The organism is Pseudomonas sp. MF08875 (genome assembly GCF_059862525.1).
The window spans coordinates 17,557-33,999 of record NZ_JCBCUW010000009.1; the positions used below are offsets into that span (position 1 = coordinate 17,557).

The 16,443-nt window shown below is 64.1% G+C and carries 17 protein-coding genes; 6 read left to right on the plus strand and 11 right to left on the minus strand.

What is annotated here, in order from left to right:
* Window positions 1-8: 8 nt before the first annotated feature.
* From AC19YT_RS07090 to AC19YT_RS07110, 5 genes are all read right to left on the minus strand, one after another.
* Window positions 9-683 (minus strand): urease accessory protein UreF, encoded by a 675-nt coding sequence (locus AC19YT_RS07090; protein WP_095109392.1) that lies wholly within the window; start codon window positions 681-683, stop codon window positions 9-11.
* A complete protein-coding gene (ureE, locus tag AC19YT_RS07095; RefSeq protein ID WP_500610008.1) occupies window positions 680-1,180 on the minus strand; it encodes an urease accessory protein UreE in 501 nt (166 codons plus the stop codon). Before ureE ends, AC19YT_RS07090 begins: the two co-directional genes overlap by 4 nt.
* Before the next feature lie 479 nt (window positions 1,181-1,659).
* Entirely contained in the window at window positions 1,660-2,292 is a 633-nt protein-coding gene (locus tag AC19YT_RS07100; RefSeq protein ID WP_500610009.1) for a TetR family transcriptional regulator, read from the minus strand.
* 155 nt (window positions 2,293-2,447) lie between these two features.
* Window positions 2,448-2,957 carry a hypothetical protein gene (locus tag AC19YT_RS07105; protein WP_500610010.1) on the minus strand — a complete coding sequence of 170 codons (510 nt, stop codon included), beginning with the start codon at window positions 2,955-2,957 and terminating at the stop codon, window positions 2,448-2,450.
* A 454-nt stretch (window positions 2,958-3,411) separates the two neighbouring features.
* Window positions 3,412-3,864 (minus strand): Lrp/AsnC family transcriptional regulator, encoded by a 453-nt coding sequence (locus AC19YT_RS07110; protein WP_095109396.1) that lies wholly within the window; start codon window positions 3,862-3,864, stop codon window positions 3,412-3,414.
* Between the two features lie 161 nt (window positions 3,865-4,025).
* Between AC19YT_RS07110 and yedA the strand changes: the two genes are divergently transcribed.
* Together yedA and rhlE1 are read left to right on the plus strand one after the other, a co-directional pair.
* Window positions 4,026-4,916, plus strand: a complete 891-nt coding sequence (gene yedA / locus AC19YT_RS07115; protein WP_095109397.1) for a drug/metabolite exporter YedA — start codon at window positions 4,026-4,028, stop codon at window positions 4,914-4,916.
* Window positions 4,917-4,975: 59 nt separating this feature from the next.
* Entirely contained in the window at window positions 4,976-6,310 is a 1,335-nt protein-coding gene (rhlE1, locus tag AC19YT_RS07120) for an RNA helicase RhlE1 (RefSeq protein ID WP_095109398.1), read from the plus strand.
* A 128-nt stretch (window positions 6,311-6,438) separates the two neighbouring features.
* On the opposite strand, the gene AC19YT_RS07125 is transcribed toward rhlE1, so the two are convergent.
* Both AC19YT_RS07125 and AC19YT_RS07130 read right to left on the minus strand, forming a co-directional pair.
* On the minus strand, window positions 6,439-7,704 hold the full coding sequence (locus tag AC19YT_RS07125; protein WP_500610043.1) for a TIGR03862 family flavoprotein: 1,266 nt from the start codon (window positions 7,702-7,704) through the stop codon (window positions 6,439-6,441).
* 212 nt (window positions 7,705-7,916) lie between these two features.
* Window positions 7,917-8,837, minus strand: coding sequence for a histone deacetylase family protein (locus AC19YT_RS07130; protein ID WP_500610011.1), 921 nt, complete (start codon window positions 8,835-8,837; stop codon window positions 7,917-7,919).
* Window positions 8,838-8,913: 76 nt separating this feature from the next.
* On the opposite strand from AC19YT_RS07130, the gene AC19YT_RS07135 reads away from it, so the two are divergent.
* The 3 genes from AC19YT_RS07135 (at window position 8,914) to AC19YT_RS07145 (ending at window position 11,042) form a co-directional block, all read left to right on the plus strand.
* On the plus strand, window positions 8,914-9,483 hold the full coding sequence (locus AC19YT_RS07135) for a GNAT family N-acetyltransferase (protein WP_095109401.1): 570 nt from the start codon (window positions 8,914-8,916) through the stop codon (window positions 9,481-9,483).
* Window positions 9,484-9,588: 105 nt separating this feature from the next.
* The gene (gene tesB, locus AC19YT_RS07140) at window positions 9,589-10,458 is read left to right on the plus strand and encodes an acyl-CoA thioesterase II (RefSeq protein WP_500610012.1); all 870 of its coding nucleotides are present in this window, start codon (window positions 9,589-9,591) and stop codon (window positions 10,456-10,458) included.
* On the plus strand, window positions 10,455-11,042 hold the full coding sequence (locus tag AC19YT_RS07145; protein WP_095109403.1) for an HAD family hydrolase: 588 nt from the start codon (window positions 10,455-10,457) through the stop codon (window positions 11,040-11,042). Before tesB ends, AC19YT_RS07145 begins: the two co-directional genes overlap by 4 nt.
* Before the next feature lie 141 nt (window positions 11,043-11,183).
* Here the strand turns inward: AC19YT_RS07145 and ypfJ are convergent, their stop codons facing one another.
* Window positions 11,184-12,068 (minus strand): KPN_02809 family neutral zinc metallopeptidase, encoded by an 885-nt coding sequence (gene ypfJ / locus AC19YT_RS07150; RefSeq protein ID WP_095109404.1) that lies wholly within the window; start codon window positions 12,066-12,068, stop codon window positions 11,184-11,186.
* 274 nt (window positions 12,069-12,342) lie between these two features.
* On the opposite strand from ypfJ, the gene AC19YT_RS07155 reads away from it, so the two are divergent.
* On the plus strand, window positions 12,343-13,020 hold the full coding sequence (locus AC19YT_RS07155) for a TetR/AcrR family transcriptional regulator (RefSeq protein WP_095109405.1): 678 nt from the start codon (window positions 12,343-12,345) through the stop codon (window positions 13,018-13,020).
* Between the two features lie 320 nt (window positions 13,021-13,340).
* On the opposite strand, the gene trmA is transcribed toward AC19YT_RS07155, so the two are convergent.
* The 3 genes from trmA to AC19YT_RS07170 form a co-directional block, all read right to left on the minus strand.
* The gene (gene trmA / locus AC19YT_RS07160; protein ID WP_500610013.1) at window positions 13,341-14,420 is read right to left on the minus strand and encodes a tRNA (uridine(54)-C5)-methyltransferase TrmA; all 1,080 of its coding nucleotides are present in this window, start codon (window positions 14,418-14,420) and stop codon (window positions 13,341-13,343) included.
* Complete coding sequence (locus AC19YT_RS07165) at window positions 14,417-15,712, minus strand: NCS2 family permease (protein WP_500610014.1); 1,296 nt, start codon at window positions 15,710-15,712, stop codon at window positions 14,417-14,419. The genes trmA and AC19YT_RS07165 overlap by 4 nt, the downstream gene beginning before the upstream one ends.
* Window positions 15,713-16,107: 395 nt before the next feature.
* Window positions 16,108-16,395: a hypothetical protein gene (locus tag AC19YT_RS07170; protein WP_500610015.1), complete on the minus strand. Its 288-nt coding sequence runs from the start codon at window positions 16,393-16,395 to the stop codon at window positions 16,108-16,110.
* Window positions 16,396-16,443: the final 48 nt, after the last annotated feature.

Genomic DNA, 16,443 nt, shown 5'->3' on the forward strand with positions numbered 1-16,443 from the left:
GGCTTCTCCTAGGAACGAAACAGACGGCTGTACTGGCGCTCATGGGCCATGCACGCCAAGGACAGGCCAAACGCGGCGCTGCCGTAATGGTGAGGGTCGAGGCGGGCGGCGTGCTCGCGGGCCTGTTGCAGCACCGGCAGCAGTTCGCTGGTCAGGCGCTGGGCGGCTTGCTGGCCCAGGGGCAGGGTTTTCATCAGCACGGCCAATTGGTTTTCCAGCCAACTCCACAGCCAGGCGTCGAGGGCGTCGGCCGGGGTGATGCGCCAGGCCCGCGCCGCCAGCGCCCAGCCCAGGGCCAAGTGCGGCTCGTCCTGCTGCTGGAGAAAGGCCCGGGCCGGGGCGTCCAGCTCCGGCAAGCCGTTGAGCAACTGCTGCAACGAGTAGCCCATCTGCCGGCTCTCCTGATGCAATTCGCGGGTTTCGCGGCTGGCCCGGTGCTGTTCGCAGTGGCTGTGCAGCGCGGGCCAGTCGTCGTTGGCGGCGGCGCTGCAATGGGCGAGCAGCAGCGGCGCCTCGAAACGGCTGAGGTTGAGCCGCAACTGATCGCTGAGCCAGCGCTTGGCGCTAGCGGCGTCGTGCACGCGGGCGTTATCCACCGCCATTTCCAGGCCCTGGGAATAGCTGTAGCCACCAATCGGCAACTGCGGGCTGGCCAGGCGCAGCAGGGCCCAGGCCGGGCTCACTGGCGCACGCCGAACTGGTGCAACTTGGGCGCGTAGTTGAAGGCTTCTTCGCCGTGGCGCGAATGATGATGGCCACCGCCATAGGCGCCGTGTTCCGGTGCGAAGGGTGCCTCCAGGGCCTGCACGGTGGCGCCCAGTTGTTCGAGCATGGCCTTGAGCACGTAGTCGTCGAGCAGGCGCAACCAGCCGTCGCCCACTTGCAGGGCCACGTGGCGGTTGCCCAGGTGATAGGCGGCGCGGGTCAGCTCAAACGCGCTGGCGCAGGTGACGTGCAGCAACTGCTCAGGCCGCGCGCGCACCCGCACCACACGGCCGTCCTCGGCGCGCAGGTATTCGCCGTCATACAGCGGCGGCTGGCCGCGCTCCAGGAACAACCCCACGTCCTCACCCTCGGCACTGAAACAGCGCAAGCGGCTTTTGCTGCGCGCCTCGAAGGTGAGGTGCAACTCGGCGGCCCATTCAGGTTGGGCGGCGATCCGTTGGTGAATGACCAGCATCGGCAGGCTTCCGGCTAAAGGCGATGCAGGGGCTAGAGCAAGGGGCTTGCCAATTGCGCTGGGGCGTAGGAAAAGCCTGTCGGGCTTGGGCGGCGCTAGAAAATGGGGCGCAGGGAAGGGTGGAGATTGGTGCGCTGGGCGAAGGCGCGCCCCGTTTTGGGGCATGCATGATGGGGCCGCGAGCTTTTGTGGGAGTAACGGTCTTACCCCTACCCTTCGTCACCGCCACTGCGTGCCGCCACCGCGAGCAGCGGAAAACAGATCACGCCCACACTGTGGGAGCGGGCCTTGCCCGCGATGAGGCCGGGACAGGCGACGCACTTCTGGCACTTGGAATGCTGTCATCGCGAGCGGGCTCGCTCCCACAGAGGAAAATGAAAATCCCACCCGCACTACAGTTCAACTGTGGGGCTTGCCCGCGAGAGCGGTCTAACAGCTTCTAAGTCGGCTGGCCCTCATCGCGAGCAAGCTCGCCCGGGTTATTCCGTGCTGCCCAACCCTTGCCAATGCTTGAGGCCGATAAAGATGAAGCGCAGTTGCTGGGTGATTTTCGCCTGGGGCGTGAGGTGCTCGGGCAGGGCCTGGGCGGGCGGGTCGATGATGTCGGGGAGGGTGGCGAACACGCTTTTGACGATCAGGTCGGCCATCACCGACAACGCGGCGAGGTCCAGGTGTTGCAGCTTGGGCATCAGCACCAGGTCGGCGGCCAGGTCGGCGCTGATGTTCTCGCGCAGGGCCGCGATGGCCTGGCGCACCGGCAGCGAGCCGCCGTATTGCTCGCGGGCGAGGAACAAAAACTGCGAACGGTTGGCGGTGACCACGTCGAGAAAGATGCGCACCGAGGCATCGATGATGCCGCCCATCACGAATTCGTTGTGGCGTACCAGGCGGATGGTGGCGCGGAAGGTCTGGCCGACTTCGCTGACCAGCTCCAGGCCCAATTGGTCCATGTCGGTGAAATGCCGGTAGAACCCGGTGGGCACGATGCCCGCGGTCTTGGCCACTTCACGCAGGCTCAGGCTGCCGAATCCGCGGCCGCACTCCATCAAATGGCGGGCTGCGTCCATCAGGGCGTTGCGGGTCTGTTGCTTCTGTTCGGCGCGGGGCAGCATCGGGGCTGACTTCTATCAAGGACAGCGGCGCACTCTAGCAAATCGACTTTGCTGGCGTCGAACGACAAAACGGTTAGGGGCGCAGACAGGCGTGGGGATTACACACAGTCAAAGCCCGATCCGGGGATCGGGCTTTTTTCGGGGCCGCCATGGGCTCAGCTCACAGCGCTGTTGCGTTCGGCGAGGCGATCAGCACCGCCCTCGACCAGCAGTTGACCTTGTGGGGTGCGCTCGTAGCCACCTTCAACCAGGCCTTTTTCTTCCAGGCGATCGCGGCCACCTTCGGCAACGGTCTGGCCTTGTGGCGTGCGGGCGGAACCGTCAGCGGCGAGGGTCTGGCCCTGTGGGGTACGTTCGGTGCCGTCAGCGGCGAGGGTTTGGCCCTGTGGGGTACGTTCGGTGCCGTCAGCGGCGAGGGTTTGGCCCTGTGGGGTGCGTTCGTTACCGTCAGCGGCCAGGGTTTGGCCTTGTTGGGTACGTTCGTTACCGTCGGCTGCCAGGGTTTGGCCCTGTGGCGTGCGTTCGCTGCCATCGGCGGCGAGGGTCTGGGTGAAGACGGTGTGGCTGGTCTTGATCTGCGGAACGCTCTGTTCCGAGGCTGGCAGGGCAAAGGCGTTGGCGGCCAGGATCGAGAGGGTCAGGCTGAGCAGTAATTGGCGTTTCATGATGGCGGCTCCTTGAGAGGGCGACTAAGTGGGTACGGAGCCAATGTTACTCGCGCAAAATCGATATAAAAGTTCATAAACACAATGGTAATAATCAACAGAATTGATTGTTCTGCGGGGAGGCTCTAGATCGCGCCTTTGCGGCGGGTGGTTTTGCACCGGGGTGGGTATTTTCGACTCACCGCTGCCTCGAAAAAGGGCGAGGGCGGTAACGCCAGGGGCGCGCCGTCCTCCCGTAATAGCCGGGTTGGCCAGCGATGGCGGCTTTACGGGCGCTATCGCGGGCAGGCCCGCTCCCACAGTTGAACTGGGGTGTGGGTGGGATTTCTTCTTTCCTCTGTGGGAGCGAGCCTGCTCGCGATGGCGGCACTGAGTGACGCTGGCGAATGGTAGGGGTAAGACAGTCGCTCCCACCGAGGCAAGCCATGCTCTACGAGGAAAGGGGCAGTGCGGCTCAGGTGGGCTTGCTTTCCAATTGCTCCAGCGGCACCCGGGTTTCCAGAGCGCTGGAGAGGATGATGGAGGTCTTGCTGACCCCGAAGCGTGCCACGCGGTTTATCAGGGCTTCGAGCTCCGGCATCGTGCCCACGGCCCCTTGCATGATGACGCAGGGGTCGCCGGTAACGCGGTGGCATTCGGTCAACTGGGGGATCTTGGCCAGTTCGTCGTACACGCTCTGCTTGCCGTTCTGGTTCAGGCGCAATTCGATCACGCAGCGGATCGGCAGGCCGATTTTGGCCATATCAACTTGCGCCTTATAGCCGGTAATGACCCCCGAAGTTTCCAGTTTGGCCACCCGTTCGGCCACCGCCGGTGCCGACAGGCTGACCTTGCGCGCCAGTTCTGCGTAACTGGCGCGGCCGTTTTCCAGCAGGGCGGCGAGGAGCATGCGGTCGTATTTGTCCATGGTCGGGCTCGTGCAAGGGGTGAGTTTTGAAAGCGTGGCCAATGGCCGGGATTTCATTCTTTTAAAAAGTGTATGGCCACTATAAACAGGTTTTGTAGCTTATTTTTGCCCGGGGGCCTTTCTAGAATAGTTCTCCCGCCCACCTTGCCTTTGAGCCCCGCATGCCTGGACCTCGCCGTTTCCCCTTGCCCTTGATTGCCGCGTTTTTTGCCTTGTATGTGATTTGGGGGTCTACCTACCTGGTGATCCGCATCGGCATTGAATCCTGGCCGCCGCTGATGCTCGCCGGGATCCGCTTTATCACCGCCGGCGTGTTGATGTACGCCTACCTGCGCTGGCGCGGGGCCCCGGCGCCGACCTGGCCGCAATGGCGTTCGGCGGGGCTGATCGGCATTTTGCTGCTGACCTTCGGCAACGGCGCGGTCAGCGTGGCCGAGCACACGGGCGTGGCCTCGGGTGTGGCGGCGCTGGCGGTGGCGACGGTGCCGCTGTTCACCTTGCTGTGCGGCTATTTCTGGGGCCAGCGCAACACCCGCTTGGAGTGGGCCGGCATCGTGCTGGGGCTGATCGGTATCGCCATGCTCAACCTGGGCTCCAACTTGCAATCGAGCCCGCTGGGCGCGGCGCTGCTGATTTTCGCGGCGGCGGCCTGGGCCTTTGGTTCGGTGTGGAGCAAGCACTTGCCGCTGCCCCAGGGCGCAATGGCCAGTGCCGCGCAAATGTTGGTGGGCGGCGTGGTGCTGATGGTGGGCAGTGTGCTCAGCGGCGAACGCCTGGAGGCAATGCCGCCGCTCAAGGGCTGGTTTGCGCTGTTCTACCTGATCGGTTTCGGTTCGATCATCGCCTTCAACGCTTATATGTACCTGCTCAAGAACGTTCGCCCGGCGGCGGCCACCAGCTACGCCTACGTCAACCCGGCCGTGGCGGTGCTGTTGGGGATCGTCTTTGCCGGCGAAACCATCGGCATCGAAGAAGCCCTGGCGATGTTGGTGATTATCAGCGCCGTGGTGTTGATCGGCCTGCCGCAGTGGCGGCGGCAGAAACCGCAGTGAATTAGGGTAAACTGCCGCGCATTGCACTCCTTGCGCTGACTTTTCCTACGGTATCCCCCATGACTTTCGCCACCCTTGGCCTGATCGAACCCTTGCTGCGCGCCCTTGAGACGCTCGGTTACCAGACTCCGACGCCGGTGCAGGCGCAAGCCATTCCGGCGGTGCTGGCCGGGCGCGACCTGATGGCGGCGGCCCAGACCGGCACCGGCAAGACCGCCGGTTTCGCCGTGCCGCTGTTGCAACTGCTGGCCATGGAAGGGCCGAAAGTCACGGCCAACTCGGTGCGTGCGCTGATCCTGGTGCCGACCCGCGAGTTGGCCGAGCAAGTTCACGAAAGCGTGCGCCAGTACGCCGAACACCTGCCCCTGAGCACCTACGCGGTGTACGGCGGCGTCAGCATCAACCCGCAAATGATGAAGCTGCGCAAAGGCGTGGACCTGTTGGTGGCCACCCCCGGGCGCCTGCTCGACCTGTTCCGCCAGAACGCCCTCAAGTTCAACCAGTTGCAAACCTTGGTGCTGGACGAAGCCGACCGCATGCTTGACCTGGGCTTTAGCGAAGAGCTGTCGAACATCTACCGCGTGCTGCCGAAAAAGCGCCAAACGTTGCTGTTTTCCGCGACCTTCTCCGATGCCATTCGCCTGCTGGCCGGGCAGATGCTCAACGACCCGCTGAGCATTGAGGTCAGCCCGCGCAACGTCGCCGCCAACACCGTCAAGCAGTGGGTGGTGCCGGTGGACAAGAAGCGCAAACCGGAACTGTTTGTGCACCTGCTGCGCAAAAACCACTGGAAGCAGGTGCTGGTGTTCGCCAAAACCCGCAACGGCGTGGATGCGCTGGTGGAAAAACTCCAGGGCCTGGGCGTGAACGCCGACGGTATCCATGGCGACAAGCCGCAAGCCACCCGGCAACGGGCGCTGGACCGCTTCAAGGCCAGCGAAGTACAGATCCTGGTCGCCACCGACGTCGCGGCCCGTGGCCTGGACATCGAGGACTTGCCGCTGGTGGTCAACTTCGACCTGCCGATCGTCGCCGAAGACTACATCCACCGCATCGGCCGCACGGGCCGCGCGGGCGCCACGGGCGAAGCGATTTCCCTGGTGTGCGCCGATGAAGTGAACCTGCTGTCGGCCATCGAAATGCTCACCCGCCAGACCCTGAACCGCCATATGGAGCAGGATTTTGAGCCGGAACACCGGGTGCCCGACACCGACGCCAGCGGCCAGGTTGTGAAAAAACCGAAAAAGCCGAAAAAACCCAAGGCTTCCGGTGGCGGCAAACGCAACCTGGGCAAATGGGTGGACAGCGGCGAAGTGGCGGCGGACGTCCCGGCGATCAAGCCTGTGCGCAAGGTGCCGGTATTCAACACCGGGCCGCGCAAGCGCAAGCCTTGAAGGTGTGAGTGCAGGCGCGGCGACGTTTTTTGTGGGTGTGGGCCTGCTCGCGATGGCTGCGTAACAGTCAAATCCTGCTGGGCTGGCCCACTGCTATCGCGGGCAGGCTCGCTCCCCAGCGGTTTGCTCTACAGAGTGGTCGCCTCCACACCGCTTTGGAGCCCTTGGTTCAGCCACCCCAGCAGCCCCAACCCCGCCGCCCGACCGCTGGCGAAGCAGGCCGTGAGCAGGTAGCCGCCGGTGGGGGCTTCCCAGTCGAGCATCTCGCCGGCGCAGAACACCCCCGGCAGCGCCGTGAGCATCAGGCTTGGGTCCATCGCCTCGAACGGCACGCCTCCGGCGCTGCTGATGGCCTCGTCCAGGGGCCGGGTTTTCACCAGCCTTAAAGGCAACGCCTTGATCGCCGCGGCCAGCCGCGCGGGGTCATCGAAGGCTTCTTTGGGCGCCAGTTCGCGCAGCAACGCGGCCTTGACCCCATCTATCCCCACTTGGCTGTGCAGGTGCTTGCTCATCGAGCGCGAGCCCCGGGGCCTGGCCAATGCCGCTTCGACCTGGCCCAGGGCTTTGCCGGGCAACAAGTCGAGGTGGACGGTGGCGGCGCCATCACGGTTGATGGCTTCGCGGATCGGCGCCGAGAGGGCATAGACCAGGCTGCCTTCGATGCCGCTGGCGGTGAGCACGCATTCGCCCAGGCGCGGTAAGTCGTCGTTAAGGCCCATGGCGATGTTTTTCAGCGGCGCCCCGGCGAATTTACTCACGAGTAATTCGCTCCAGGCCTGCACGTCAAAGCCGCAATTGCTCGGCTGCAACGGCGCCAGCGCTACACCGCGTGCCGCCAGCAGGGGCACCCAGGCGCCATCGGAGCCCAACCGCGCCCAACTGCCGCCGCCCAGGGCCAGCAACAGGGCATCGCTGTGCAGGCGTGTTTCGCCGTCGGGGCCCTGCAGGCGCAGGCTGGCGTCGGCATTCCAGCCGAGCCAGCGCTGGCGGGTGTGGATCGTCACGCCTTGCTCGCGCAGGCGCTTGAGCCAGGCGCGCAGCAGCGGCGCGGCTTTCATGTCGGTGGGGAACACGCGGCCGGAGGTGCCGACGAAGGTTTCTATGCCCAGGTCGTGGATCCACTGGCGCAAGGCGTCGGCGCCGAACTCGCGCAGCAGCGGCGCGATCTGCGGTGCGCGCTCGGCATAGCGCGACAAAAACGCCGGGTAGGCTTCGCTGTGGGTGATGTTCATGCCGCCGACGCCGGCCAGCAGGAACTTGCGCCCCACCGAGGGCATGGCGTCGTACAGGTCCACCCGCACCCCGGCCTGGCTCAGGACTTCGGCCGCCATCAACCCGGCGGGGCCGCCACCGATGATGATGGCGTGGCGAGAAGCGGAGGCGGCGTGGGTCATGGCGTGGGCTGCGGTTTGGCAAAAGAGGGCGGCCATTCTACCTGAGCCCTTGGGTAAAAATCGGCGGGGCGCCAGATTGGTTGGGGGGCTGCTACAGGGGTGGTTGAAAAATGTACAGAGGGTTGTGAGGCGTGCTGGCTGTGGGGTGTAGAAGCTTTCGCTCAGGTTATCCACAGGCCGCTCCACAGGCATTGTGGGTAACCGCCCACAGCTCAGTGACAACCTGATGACGTCCACACCCGTTGGGCGCTGTGGTGCAGGATGCCGTGGCGCCGGGCCAGGGCCTGGCGGTCTTTGCTGTAGCCGCCGCCGATCACCCCGACCACTGGGATGTCGCGGCCCAGGCAATGGCGCAGTACGGCTTCGTCGCGGGCGGCGACTCCGGCGTCGGTGAGTTTCAGGTAGCCCAGGGCGTCGTCCTGGTGCACGTCCACGCCGGCGTCGTACAGCACCAGGTCGGGCTGGTAGAGGGGCAGCAGGTAGCTGAGGGCATCGTCCACCACTTGCAGGTAGGCGGCGTCGCCCATGCCCATGGGCAGGGGGATGTCCCAATCGCTGCTGGCCTTGCGTGCGGGAAAATTCTTTTCGCAGTGCAGGGAAACCGTCACCGCATCCGGGGTGTCTTCCAGAATGCGCGCCGTGCCATCGCCTTGGTGCACGTCGCAGTCGAAGATCAATACCCGCCCAACCCGGCCACTTTCCAGGAAATAGCGGCTGATGATCGCCAGGTCGTTGAAGATGCAGAACCCCGCCGGGTGGTCGTAGTGGGCGTGGTGGGTGCCGCCGGCCAGGTGACAGGCCATGCCGTGTTCCAGGGCCTGTTCGGCGGCCAGGAGGGAACCGCCCACCGCGCGCACGGTGCGCCGGGCCAGGGCTTCGGTCCAGGGCAGGCCGAGGCGTCGTTGGTCTTCGCGGGACAATTCGCCGCCCATGTACCGTTCGATGTAGGCCGGGTCGTGGGCCAAGGCCAGAATATCCGCTGGGCATAGCGTCGGGCGCAGCAGGTCGGCGTCCCGGGTCAGCCCGGACTCGACCAGGTGATCGCGCAGCAGGCGGAATTTGTCCATGGGGAAGCGGTGCTCCGCCGGGAATTCAGGGCTGTAGTCGTCGTGGTAGATCAGCGGCAGGGGCATGGCTATTTCATGGCGTGAAAGAGTGAAGGATCCTACCAGCGATGTAGACTCGCAGCATGCAAACGGAGGGGGCACGATGGAGCCGATACTGCAACTTGAGAGCGCCCGCTTGGTGATGCGCCAGTTTCGTGACGAGGATTTGGCCGATTTTGCGGCAATGAGCGCCGATCCCCAGGTGATGCGTTACTTTCCGGCGCCGTTGTCGCGCCTGGAAAGCGCGGCGTTGATCGGCCGGGTGCGCGGTCATTTCGCCGAGCACGGTTATGGCCTGTGGGCCCTGGAGCGCAAGGACAACGGCGCGTTTATCGGTTTTACCGGGTTGGGCGTGGTGGGGTTCGATGCGCCGTTCACCCCAGCGGTCGAAATCGGCTGGCGCCTGGCCCGCGAGCATTGGGGCCTGGGCTATGCCAGCGAAGCGGCGTGGACCGCTCTGCGTTGCGGCTTTGACCGTTTGGGGCTGAAGCAGGTCGTGGCCTTCGCGACCCGTGCCAACGAGCCGTCGCAAAAAGTCATGCAGGCCATTGGCATGCACCACGACCCGGACGGCGACTTCGCCCACCCGCGCCTGGCCAGCGATGACCCGCTGCGTGACCACGTGCTGTACCGCATCACCCGTGAACAATGGCTGCAAACCTTGCATGGCTAAGCCCGGCGGGATGTTTACAATGTGCCATCAATTGGCCCGAGCCAAGAACCGTGTCGGCCGCCGCAGCCAAGACTGCGCGGTAATGCCTGTGTGAGGAGTGTTTGAATGAGCCATGTGTTGGAAGATCTGGTGGACTTGCTGACCCTGGAACCCATCGAGGAAAACCTGTTCCGTGGCCGTAGCCAGGATTTGGGCTTCCGCCAGTTGTTCGGTGGCCAGGTGCTGGGCCAGTCCCTGTCGGCGGCCAGCCAGACCGTAGAAGAAGCGCGCCATGTGCATTCGATGCACGGCTATTTTTTGCGCCCGGGCGACGCCGCGTTGCCGGTGGTGTACCAGGTTGACCGGGTGCGCGACGGCGGCAGCTTCAGCACCCGCCGCGTCACCGCGATCCAGAAGGGCCACCCGATTTTCACTTGCAGCGCTTCGTTCCAGTACGACGAAGAGGGCTTCGCGCACCAGTTGCCGATGCCCACGGTGGTCGGCCCGGAAAACCTGCCCTCGGAGCTGGAAATCACCCAGCAGCGCGCGCACCTGATCCCCGAGCACATGCGCGAAAAATTCCTCTGCCCCAAACCCATCGAAGTGCGCCCGGTGTCCGAGGCCGACCCGTACAACCCCAAACCGGGCGACCCGATCAAGTACGTGTGGTTCCGCGCCGACGGCGCCCTGGACGACCTGCCGGCCCTGCACAAATACCTGCTGGCCTACGCCTCGGATTTCGGCTTGCTGACCACCTCGCTGCTGCCCCACGGCAAATCGGTGTGGCAAAAAGACATGCAAGTGGCCAGCCTCGACCATGCGCTGTGGTTCCACGCCGACCTGCGTGCCGATGACTGGTTGCTGTACGCCATGGACAGCCCCTGGGCCGGCAACTCGCGCGGGTTTTCCCGGGGCAGCGTATTCAACCGCGCCGGGCAACTGGTGGCGTCGGTAACCCAGGAAGGCCTGATCCGCCACCGCAAGGACTGGGCATGAGCCTGGCCGGGGTGCGCCACTGGGTGTTCGACATGGACGGCACCCTGACCATCGCTGTGCATGATTTCCCGGCGATACGCGTGGCCCTGGGCATCCCGGCGCAAGACGACATCCTCACCCACCTCGCCGCGTTGCCCGCCGCCGAGGCTGCGGCCAAGCACGCCTGGTTGCTGGAACACGAGCGTGAACTGGCCCTGGGCTCGCGCGCCGCGCCCGGCGCGGTGGCGCTGGTGCGGGAACTGGCCGGGCGCGGCTGCCGCCTCGGCATCCTCACCCGCAACGCCCGTGAGTTGGCCCACCTCACCCTGCAAGCCATCGGCCTGGCCGACTGTTTTGACCCCGCCGACGTATTGGGCCGCGAAGACGCAAGGCCCAAGCCCGACCCAGAGGGATTGCTGAAACTGTCCCAGGCCTGGGACGTGGCGCCTGCGGCGATGGTGATGGTTGGCGACTACCGCTTCGACCTCGACTGCGGCCGCGCCGCCGGCACCCGCACCGTGCTGGTCAACCTGCCCGACAACCCCTGGCCAGAACAGACCGACTGGCATGCGCGCGATTGCGCGGCGTTGCAGCGGATGCTCTAAACCCTGGGGCCGCAACCCTGTGGGAGCTGGCCTGCCATTCCCCTGTGGGAGCGGGCTCTGCCCGCGATGGTGCTTTCAAGACCGCCATCGCGGGCAGGCCAGGCCCCCATTGGGGCCGGGTACAGAGGCCTGCTTTACCGGCTACAAACTCTTGGCGGCAAAGGTATCGCACTGGCTGATCTGGCCCTGGGCGAAGCCGGTTTTGAACCAGCGCACGCGCTGGGCCGAGGTGCCGTGGGTGAAGGAGTCGGGCACCACGCGGCCCTGGCCTTGTTGCTGGAGGCGGTCGTCGCCGATGGCGTTGGCGGCGTTGAGGGCTTCTTCGATGTCCCCTGGTTCCAGCCAGTTCAGGCGTTTTTGCGCACTGAAGGCCCATACCCCGGCCAGGCAGTCGGCCTGCAACTCCTGGCGCACCAGCAACCCGCCATCGCCTTGTAGGTTGCGGCCCTGTTGCCGCGCGGCCTGGATCTTGGCCGAGACGCCGAGCAGGGTCTGCACGTGGTGGCCGACTTCGTGGGCGATCACATAGGCCTGGGCAAAATCGCCGGCAGCGGCGAAGCGCTGGGACATTTCGCGGAAGAAACTCAAGTCCAGGTACACCTTCTGGTCCGCCGGGCAGTAAAACGGGCCGGTGGCCGAATTGGCGAAACCGCACGCCGAGTTCACGCCATTGCTGAACAGCACCAGGGTGGGGTGCTGATACTGGCGCCCGGCCTGCTGGAAGATCTGGTCCCAGGTGTCCTCGGTGTCGCCCAGGATCGAGCGCACGAATTCGGCCTGTTCATCGTTGGCCGGCGGGGCCTGGCGGGTCTGGGAGGTGGCGGGGGCCGACTGGTCCATTTGCCCGGCCAGTTGACCGAGGATCTGCATCGGGTCCTGGCCGGTGATCCAGCCGATGCCGACGATCAGCACGATGGCCGTCAGGCTCAGGCCCTTGCCGCCGCCAAAGCGCATCCCGCCCCCGCCGCCCCCTTCGCCACGGGCATCGACCACGTTGTCGCTGCGGCGGCCTTTTTTCCAGAGCATGGGGCGATCCTCTTGTTTTGATGTGGGATGAGTGTTGCTGGTGAGTAGGATAGTTGCCAGTCCGGTCGTCCGGCATTTCCGCGCACGTTACCATTCCCGCCGCGAATGTCACGGGCCCCGAGAAATATTCAAACTCCATGGCTGGCGCACCCAGCGGCCGCAGTTGTATGAGATTCGTAACCGCGAAGGTAAAGGTGCCGCCCGGCGCCTTCCTTCGCCGCCGCCTCCCGGCCCATAATCGCCGCCCTGTGCAGTGATGACCGGGAGCCTAAGAATGACAACAACCTCAGAACTCTCCGCAGTGGCCCAGGCAACTGACGTGCAGCCACGCAAACCCCGCAAGAACAACCCCGAAAAAACCCGCGAGAACATTCTCCAGGAAGCCATTGTCGAGTTTGTTCAGCAGGGGCTTTCGGGGGCGCGGGTGGACGCCATCGCCGAGCGCATCCACACCTCCAAGCGCATGATCTATTACTACTTCGGCAGTAAGGAGCAGCTCTACATCGAGGTGTTGGAGAAGGTCTACGGCGATATCCGCAACACCGAGGGCGCGCTCAACCTGTCGCAATTGGGGCCGCTGGAGGCAATCCGGCGCTTGGTGGAATTCACCTTCGACCACCACGACCACCACACCGATTTCGTGCGCATCGTCAGCGTGGAGAACATCCACCACGCCGAGTACGTAAAGCAGTCCGACGCCATCAAAGCGATGAACCATTCGATGCTCACGGCCCTGGGCGAAGTGCTGGCCAGGGGCGTGGAACAGGGTGTGTTCCGCGCCGGGCTGACGGCGCTGGACGTGCACCTGCTGATTAACTCGTTCTGTTTTTTCCGCGTGTCGAACCGCTACACCGTGGGCGAGATCTTCCAGCTCGACCTGGCCGCCGAGGCCATCAAACAGCGCCACCGCGAGATGATCTGCGAGTCGGTGTCGCGCTATTTGCTGGCGTAGTTTTGTGTAGCGGTTCTAGGCAGTAGCCGGGTGGGGGGCTGGAAGTCTTTGGGGCGCTCGTTGTGGGAGCAACTGTCTTACCCCCTACCGCTCGTCAACGCCATTGCGTGCCGCCATCGCGAGCAGGCTCGCTCCCACAGAGGAAAAATGAAAATCCCACCCGCATCACAGTTCAACTGTGGGAGCGGGCCTGCCCGCGATGGCGATGTACCTACCCACATAGATGTTGTGTGTGCTGCCGCTATCGCGGGCGAGCGGAGCGCCGCCCGGCCCGTTCCTACACAAACGCCCAAATACCCATGCGCCTTCAGGGGGCGAACTCAGCGCCGCGTTAGCAGGACTCCGGATTCCATGTGATGGGTCCAGGGGAACTGGTCGAACAGGGCGCAGCGGGTGATGCGGTGGGTGTCGTGCAACTGGGCGATGTTGGCCGCCAGGGTGTCGGGGTTGCACGAGATATAAAGGATGTTGTCGAAACGCCGGGTCAGTTCGCAGGTGTCCGGGTCCATGCCCGCGCGCGGCGGGTCGACGAACACACTGCCAAATTCGTAGCCCTTGAGGTCCACGCCGTGCAAGCGGCGGAACGGGCGCACCTCGTTCAGCGCCTGGGTCAGTTCCTCGGCGGATAAACGCACCAGGGTCACGTTATCCACCGCGTTGTCGCGCAGGTTGTTGAGCGCGGCGTTGACCGAGGTCTTGCTGATCTCGGTGGCCAGCACGTTGCGCACCCGCGTGGCCAGCGGCAGGGTGAAATTGCCGTTGCCGCAATACAGCTCCAGCAGGTCGTCGCTGCGCTCGCCCAGGGCCTCGAAGGCCCAGTTAAGCATCTTCTGGTTCACGGTGCCGTTGGGCTGGGTGAATGCGCCTTCGGGTTGTTGATAACTGAAGGTGCGGCCGCCGACGTCCAGTTGCTCGACCACAAAGTCGCGGCCGATCACTTCGCGCTTGCCCTTGGAACGGCCGATCACGCTGACCTCCAAATCCGCCGCCAGTTGTTGGGCGGCCACTTGCCAGTGCTCGTCCAGGGGGCGGTGATAGCACAGCGTAATCATCGCGTCGCCCGCCAGGGTGGTCAGGAACTCCACCTGGAACAGCTTGTGGCTCAGGGCGTGGCTGGCTTGCCACGCGGCCTTGAGCTTGGGCATCAGTTCATTGATGCGCAGGCTGGCGATGGGGAAGTCTTCGATCAGGATCGGCGTGCGCTTGTCTTCCTGGGAAAACATCGCGTAGTGGCGCTGGCCGTCCTCGCGCCACAGGCGAAACTCGGCGCGCAGGCGAAAGTGTGCCAGCGGCGAGTCGAACACCAGCGGCTCGGGCGCCTGGAACGGGGCCAATAGGTCACGCAGGCGCGTGACCTTGGCTTCGAGTTGAGCGGCGTAGTGGGCGGTGTCGACAGTCATGCGTTAAACCAACCCAGCTTGACCACGAACAGGATCGACAGGATCACCAACGCCGGGTTCAGCTCGCGGCCACGGCCGGACAGCAGTTTGATCGCCGTCCAGGCAATGAAGCCGAACGCGATGCCGTTGGCGATGGAGTAGGTGAACGGCATCGCCAGGGCAGTGATGACCACCGGGGCGGCGACGGTGATGTCGTCCCAGTCGATTTCCGCCAGGCCCGAGGTCATCAGCACGGCGACGAACAGCAGCGCTGGCGCGGTGGCGAAGGCGGGCACGCTGCTGGCCAGTGGCGAGAAGAACAGCGCCAGCAAAAACAGGATGGCCACGACGATCGCGGTCAGGCCGGTACGGCCACCGGCGCTCACGCCCGCCGCCGACTCGATGTAGCTGGTGGTGGTCGAGGTGCCCAGCAGGGAGCCGGCCATGGCCGCGGTGCTGTCGGCGATCAGGGCGCGGCCCATTTTCGGCATGTGGCCGTCCTTGCCCATCAACCCGGCGCGCTTGGCGACGCCGATCAGGGTGCCGGAGTTGTCGAACAGGTCAACGAACAGGAAGGCGAAAATCACGCTGACCAGGCCAATGTCCAGCGCGCCTTTGATGTCCAGTTGCAGGAAGGTCGGCGCCAGGGACGGCGGCATCGACATCACGCCGCCGAACGGGGTGAAGCCCAGGGCGATGGAAGTGAGGGTCACCGCGAGGATGCCGATCAGCACCGCGCCGCGCACTTTCAGCGCCTCCAGGGCCACGATCAGGACAAAGCCCAGGGTGGCGAGGATCGGCGCCGGTTGCTTGAGGTCGCCCAGGCCCACCATGGTGGCCTGGTTGCTGACCACGATCCCGGCGTTGTGCAGGGCGATCAGCGCGAGGAACAGGCCGATACCGGCGGCAATCGCCGAACGCAGCGGCAGCGGAATGCTGTTGATGATCCATTCACGGATGCGAAAGATCGACAGCAGGAAAAACAGCACCGCCGAAATAAACACCGCCCCCAGCGCCACTTGCCAGGTGTGGCCCATGTGCAGCACCACGGTGTAGGTGAAGAAGGCGTTCAGGCCCATGCCCGGCGCGAGCGCGATCGGGTAGTTGGCGATCAGGCCCATCACGGTGGAACCGATGGCCGCCGCCAGGCAGGTAGCGACGAACAACGCGCCCTTGTCCATGCCGGTCTCGCCGAGAATGCTCGGGTTGACGAACAGAATGTAAGCCATGGCCAGGAAGGTGGTGAGGCCCGCCAGAATCTCGGTCCGCACGTTGGTGTTGTGTGCCTTGAGTTGAAACAGCCGTTCCAGCATGTCCGCTCCCCGTGGCGCGCCTTGCGCCGTGAATGTATCGACCTCAACAGCAAAGCACAGACTGCTTGAAACGCCTGTGGATTTTATGTGGGCCGGAAAAAGCCGCGCATCATACCAGCCCGATAGCGAGATGGCTGCTGGTAGTTGCCAAGGGCTGTGGGCGGGAAAAGTCGATTGTCCGACAGGAATATTCGTAGGGGGAGTGTTTTTGTGGCGGTAAAAAGTCAAAAAAGATGCGGCCCGGCGTAAAGGTCTAGTTCATTAGTTGAATAAGCCTGAATGGGTCGCGAAAGCAGATGAGTTCGCGGGGTTAATGATGTGTTGGGTAAATAAGCGAGTAACGATCGGTTGACCGCTTATTGAACATGTATTAACGGGTCGCTGGAATGGCTGGCTCAAACTTTGGGCGACTTATGCAAATGCTCGAATGGTTTTTCCGTGGTTTCATACTGTTTCTTCGATGCCAGGTACTCCGGCGTTTGCTGTGTGGCAAGCAGGGGCGAGGGTGCGTTGACTGCCTTTGGTGTGGCTTTGTTGTGCTCGGCCTTGAGCGGTGGTGAGGTGGACAGTTGGGTTTGCAGGATTTTCTTGAACTCGCTGGCGGTTTCTTTGCTGGGCCTTTTGTAGTGGGCGCCGTTGGACGCAAGTGCATTTAAAAAAAGATTAACGCCGGATGGGCACATGGCTTTACTCCTTTTATTGGGTTAACTGCATGTTGGCCGGTATGGCAA

Coding starts and splice junctions, on each gene's coding strand:
- ureE (WP_500610008.1), bottom strand. CDS start 1,180: ATGCTGGTCATTCACCAACGGATCGCCGCCCAACCTGAATGGGCCGCC.
- AC19YT_RS07100 (WP_500610009.1), bottom strand. CDS start 2,292: ATGCTGCCCCGCGCCGAACAGAAGCAACAGACCCGCAACGCCCTGATG.
- AC19YT_RS07105 (WP_500610010.1), bottom strand. CDS start 2,957: ATGAAACGCCAATTACTGCTCAGCCTGACCCTCTCGATCCTGGCCGCC.
- AC19YT_RS07110 (WP_095109396.1), bottom strand. CDS start 3,864: ATGGACAAATACGACCGCATGCTCCTCGCCGCCCTGCTGGAAAACGGC.
- yedA (WP_095109397.1), top strand. CDS start 4,026: ATGCCTGGACCTCGCCGTTTCCCCTTGCCCTTGATTGCCGCGTTTTTT.
- rhlE1 (WP_095109398.1), top strand. CDS start 4,976: ATGACTTTCGCCACCCTTGGCCTGATCGAACCCTTGCTGCGCGCCCTT.
- AC19YT_RS07125 (WP_500610043.1), bottom strand. CDS start 7,704: ATGACCCACGCCGCCTCCGCTTCTCGCCACGCCATCATCATCGGTGGC.
- AC19YT_RS07130 (WP_500610011.1), bottom strand. CDS start 8,837: ATGCCCCTGCCGCTGATCTACCACGACGACTACAGCCCTGAATTCCCG.
- AC19YT_RS07135 (WP_095109401.1), top strand. CDS start 8,914: ATGGAGCCGATACTGCAACTTGAGAGCGCCCGCTTGGTGATGCGCCAG.
- tesB (WP_500610012.1), top strand. CDS start 9,589: ATGAGCCATGTGTTGGAAGATCTGGTGGACTTGCTGACCCTGGAACCC.
- AC19YT_RS07145 (WP_095109403.1), top strand. CDS start 10,455: ATGAGCCTGGCCGGGGTGCGCCACTGGGTGTTCGACATGGACGGCACC.
- ypfJ (WP_095109404.1), bottom strand. CDS start 12,068: ATGCTCTGGAAAAAAGGCCGCCGCAGCGACAACGTGGTCGATGCCCGT.
- AC19YT_RS07155 (WP_095109405.1), top strand. CDS start 12,343: ATGACAACAACCTCAGAACTCTCCGCAGTGGCCCAGGCAACTGACGTG.
- trmA (WP_500610013.1), bottom strand. CDS start 14,420: ATGACTGTCGACACCGCCCACTACGCCGCTCAACTCGAAGCCAAGGTC.
- AC19YT_RS07165 (WP_500610014.1), bottom strand. CDS start 15,712: ATGCTGGAACGGCTGTTTCAACTCAAGGCACACAACACCAACGTGCGG.
- AC19YT_RS07170 (WP_500610015.1), bottom strand. CDS start 16,395: ATGTGCCCATCCGGCGTTAATCTTTTTTTAAATGCACTTGCGTCCAAC.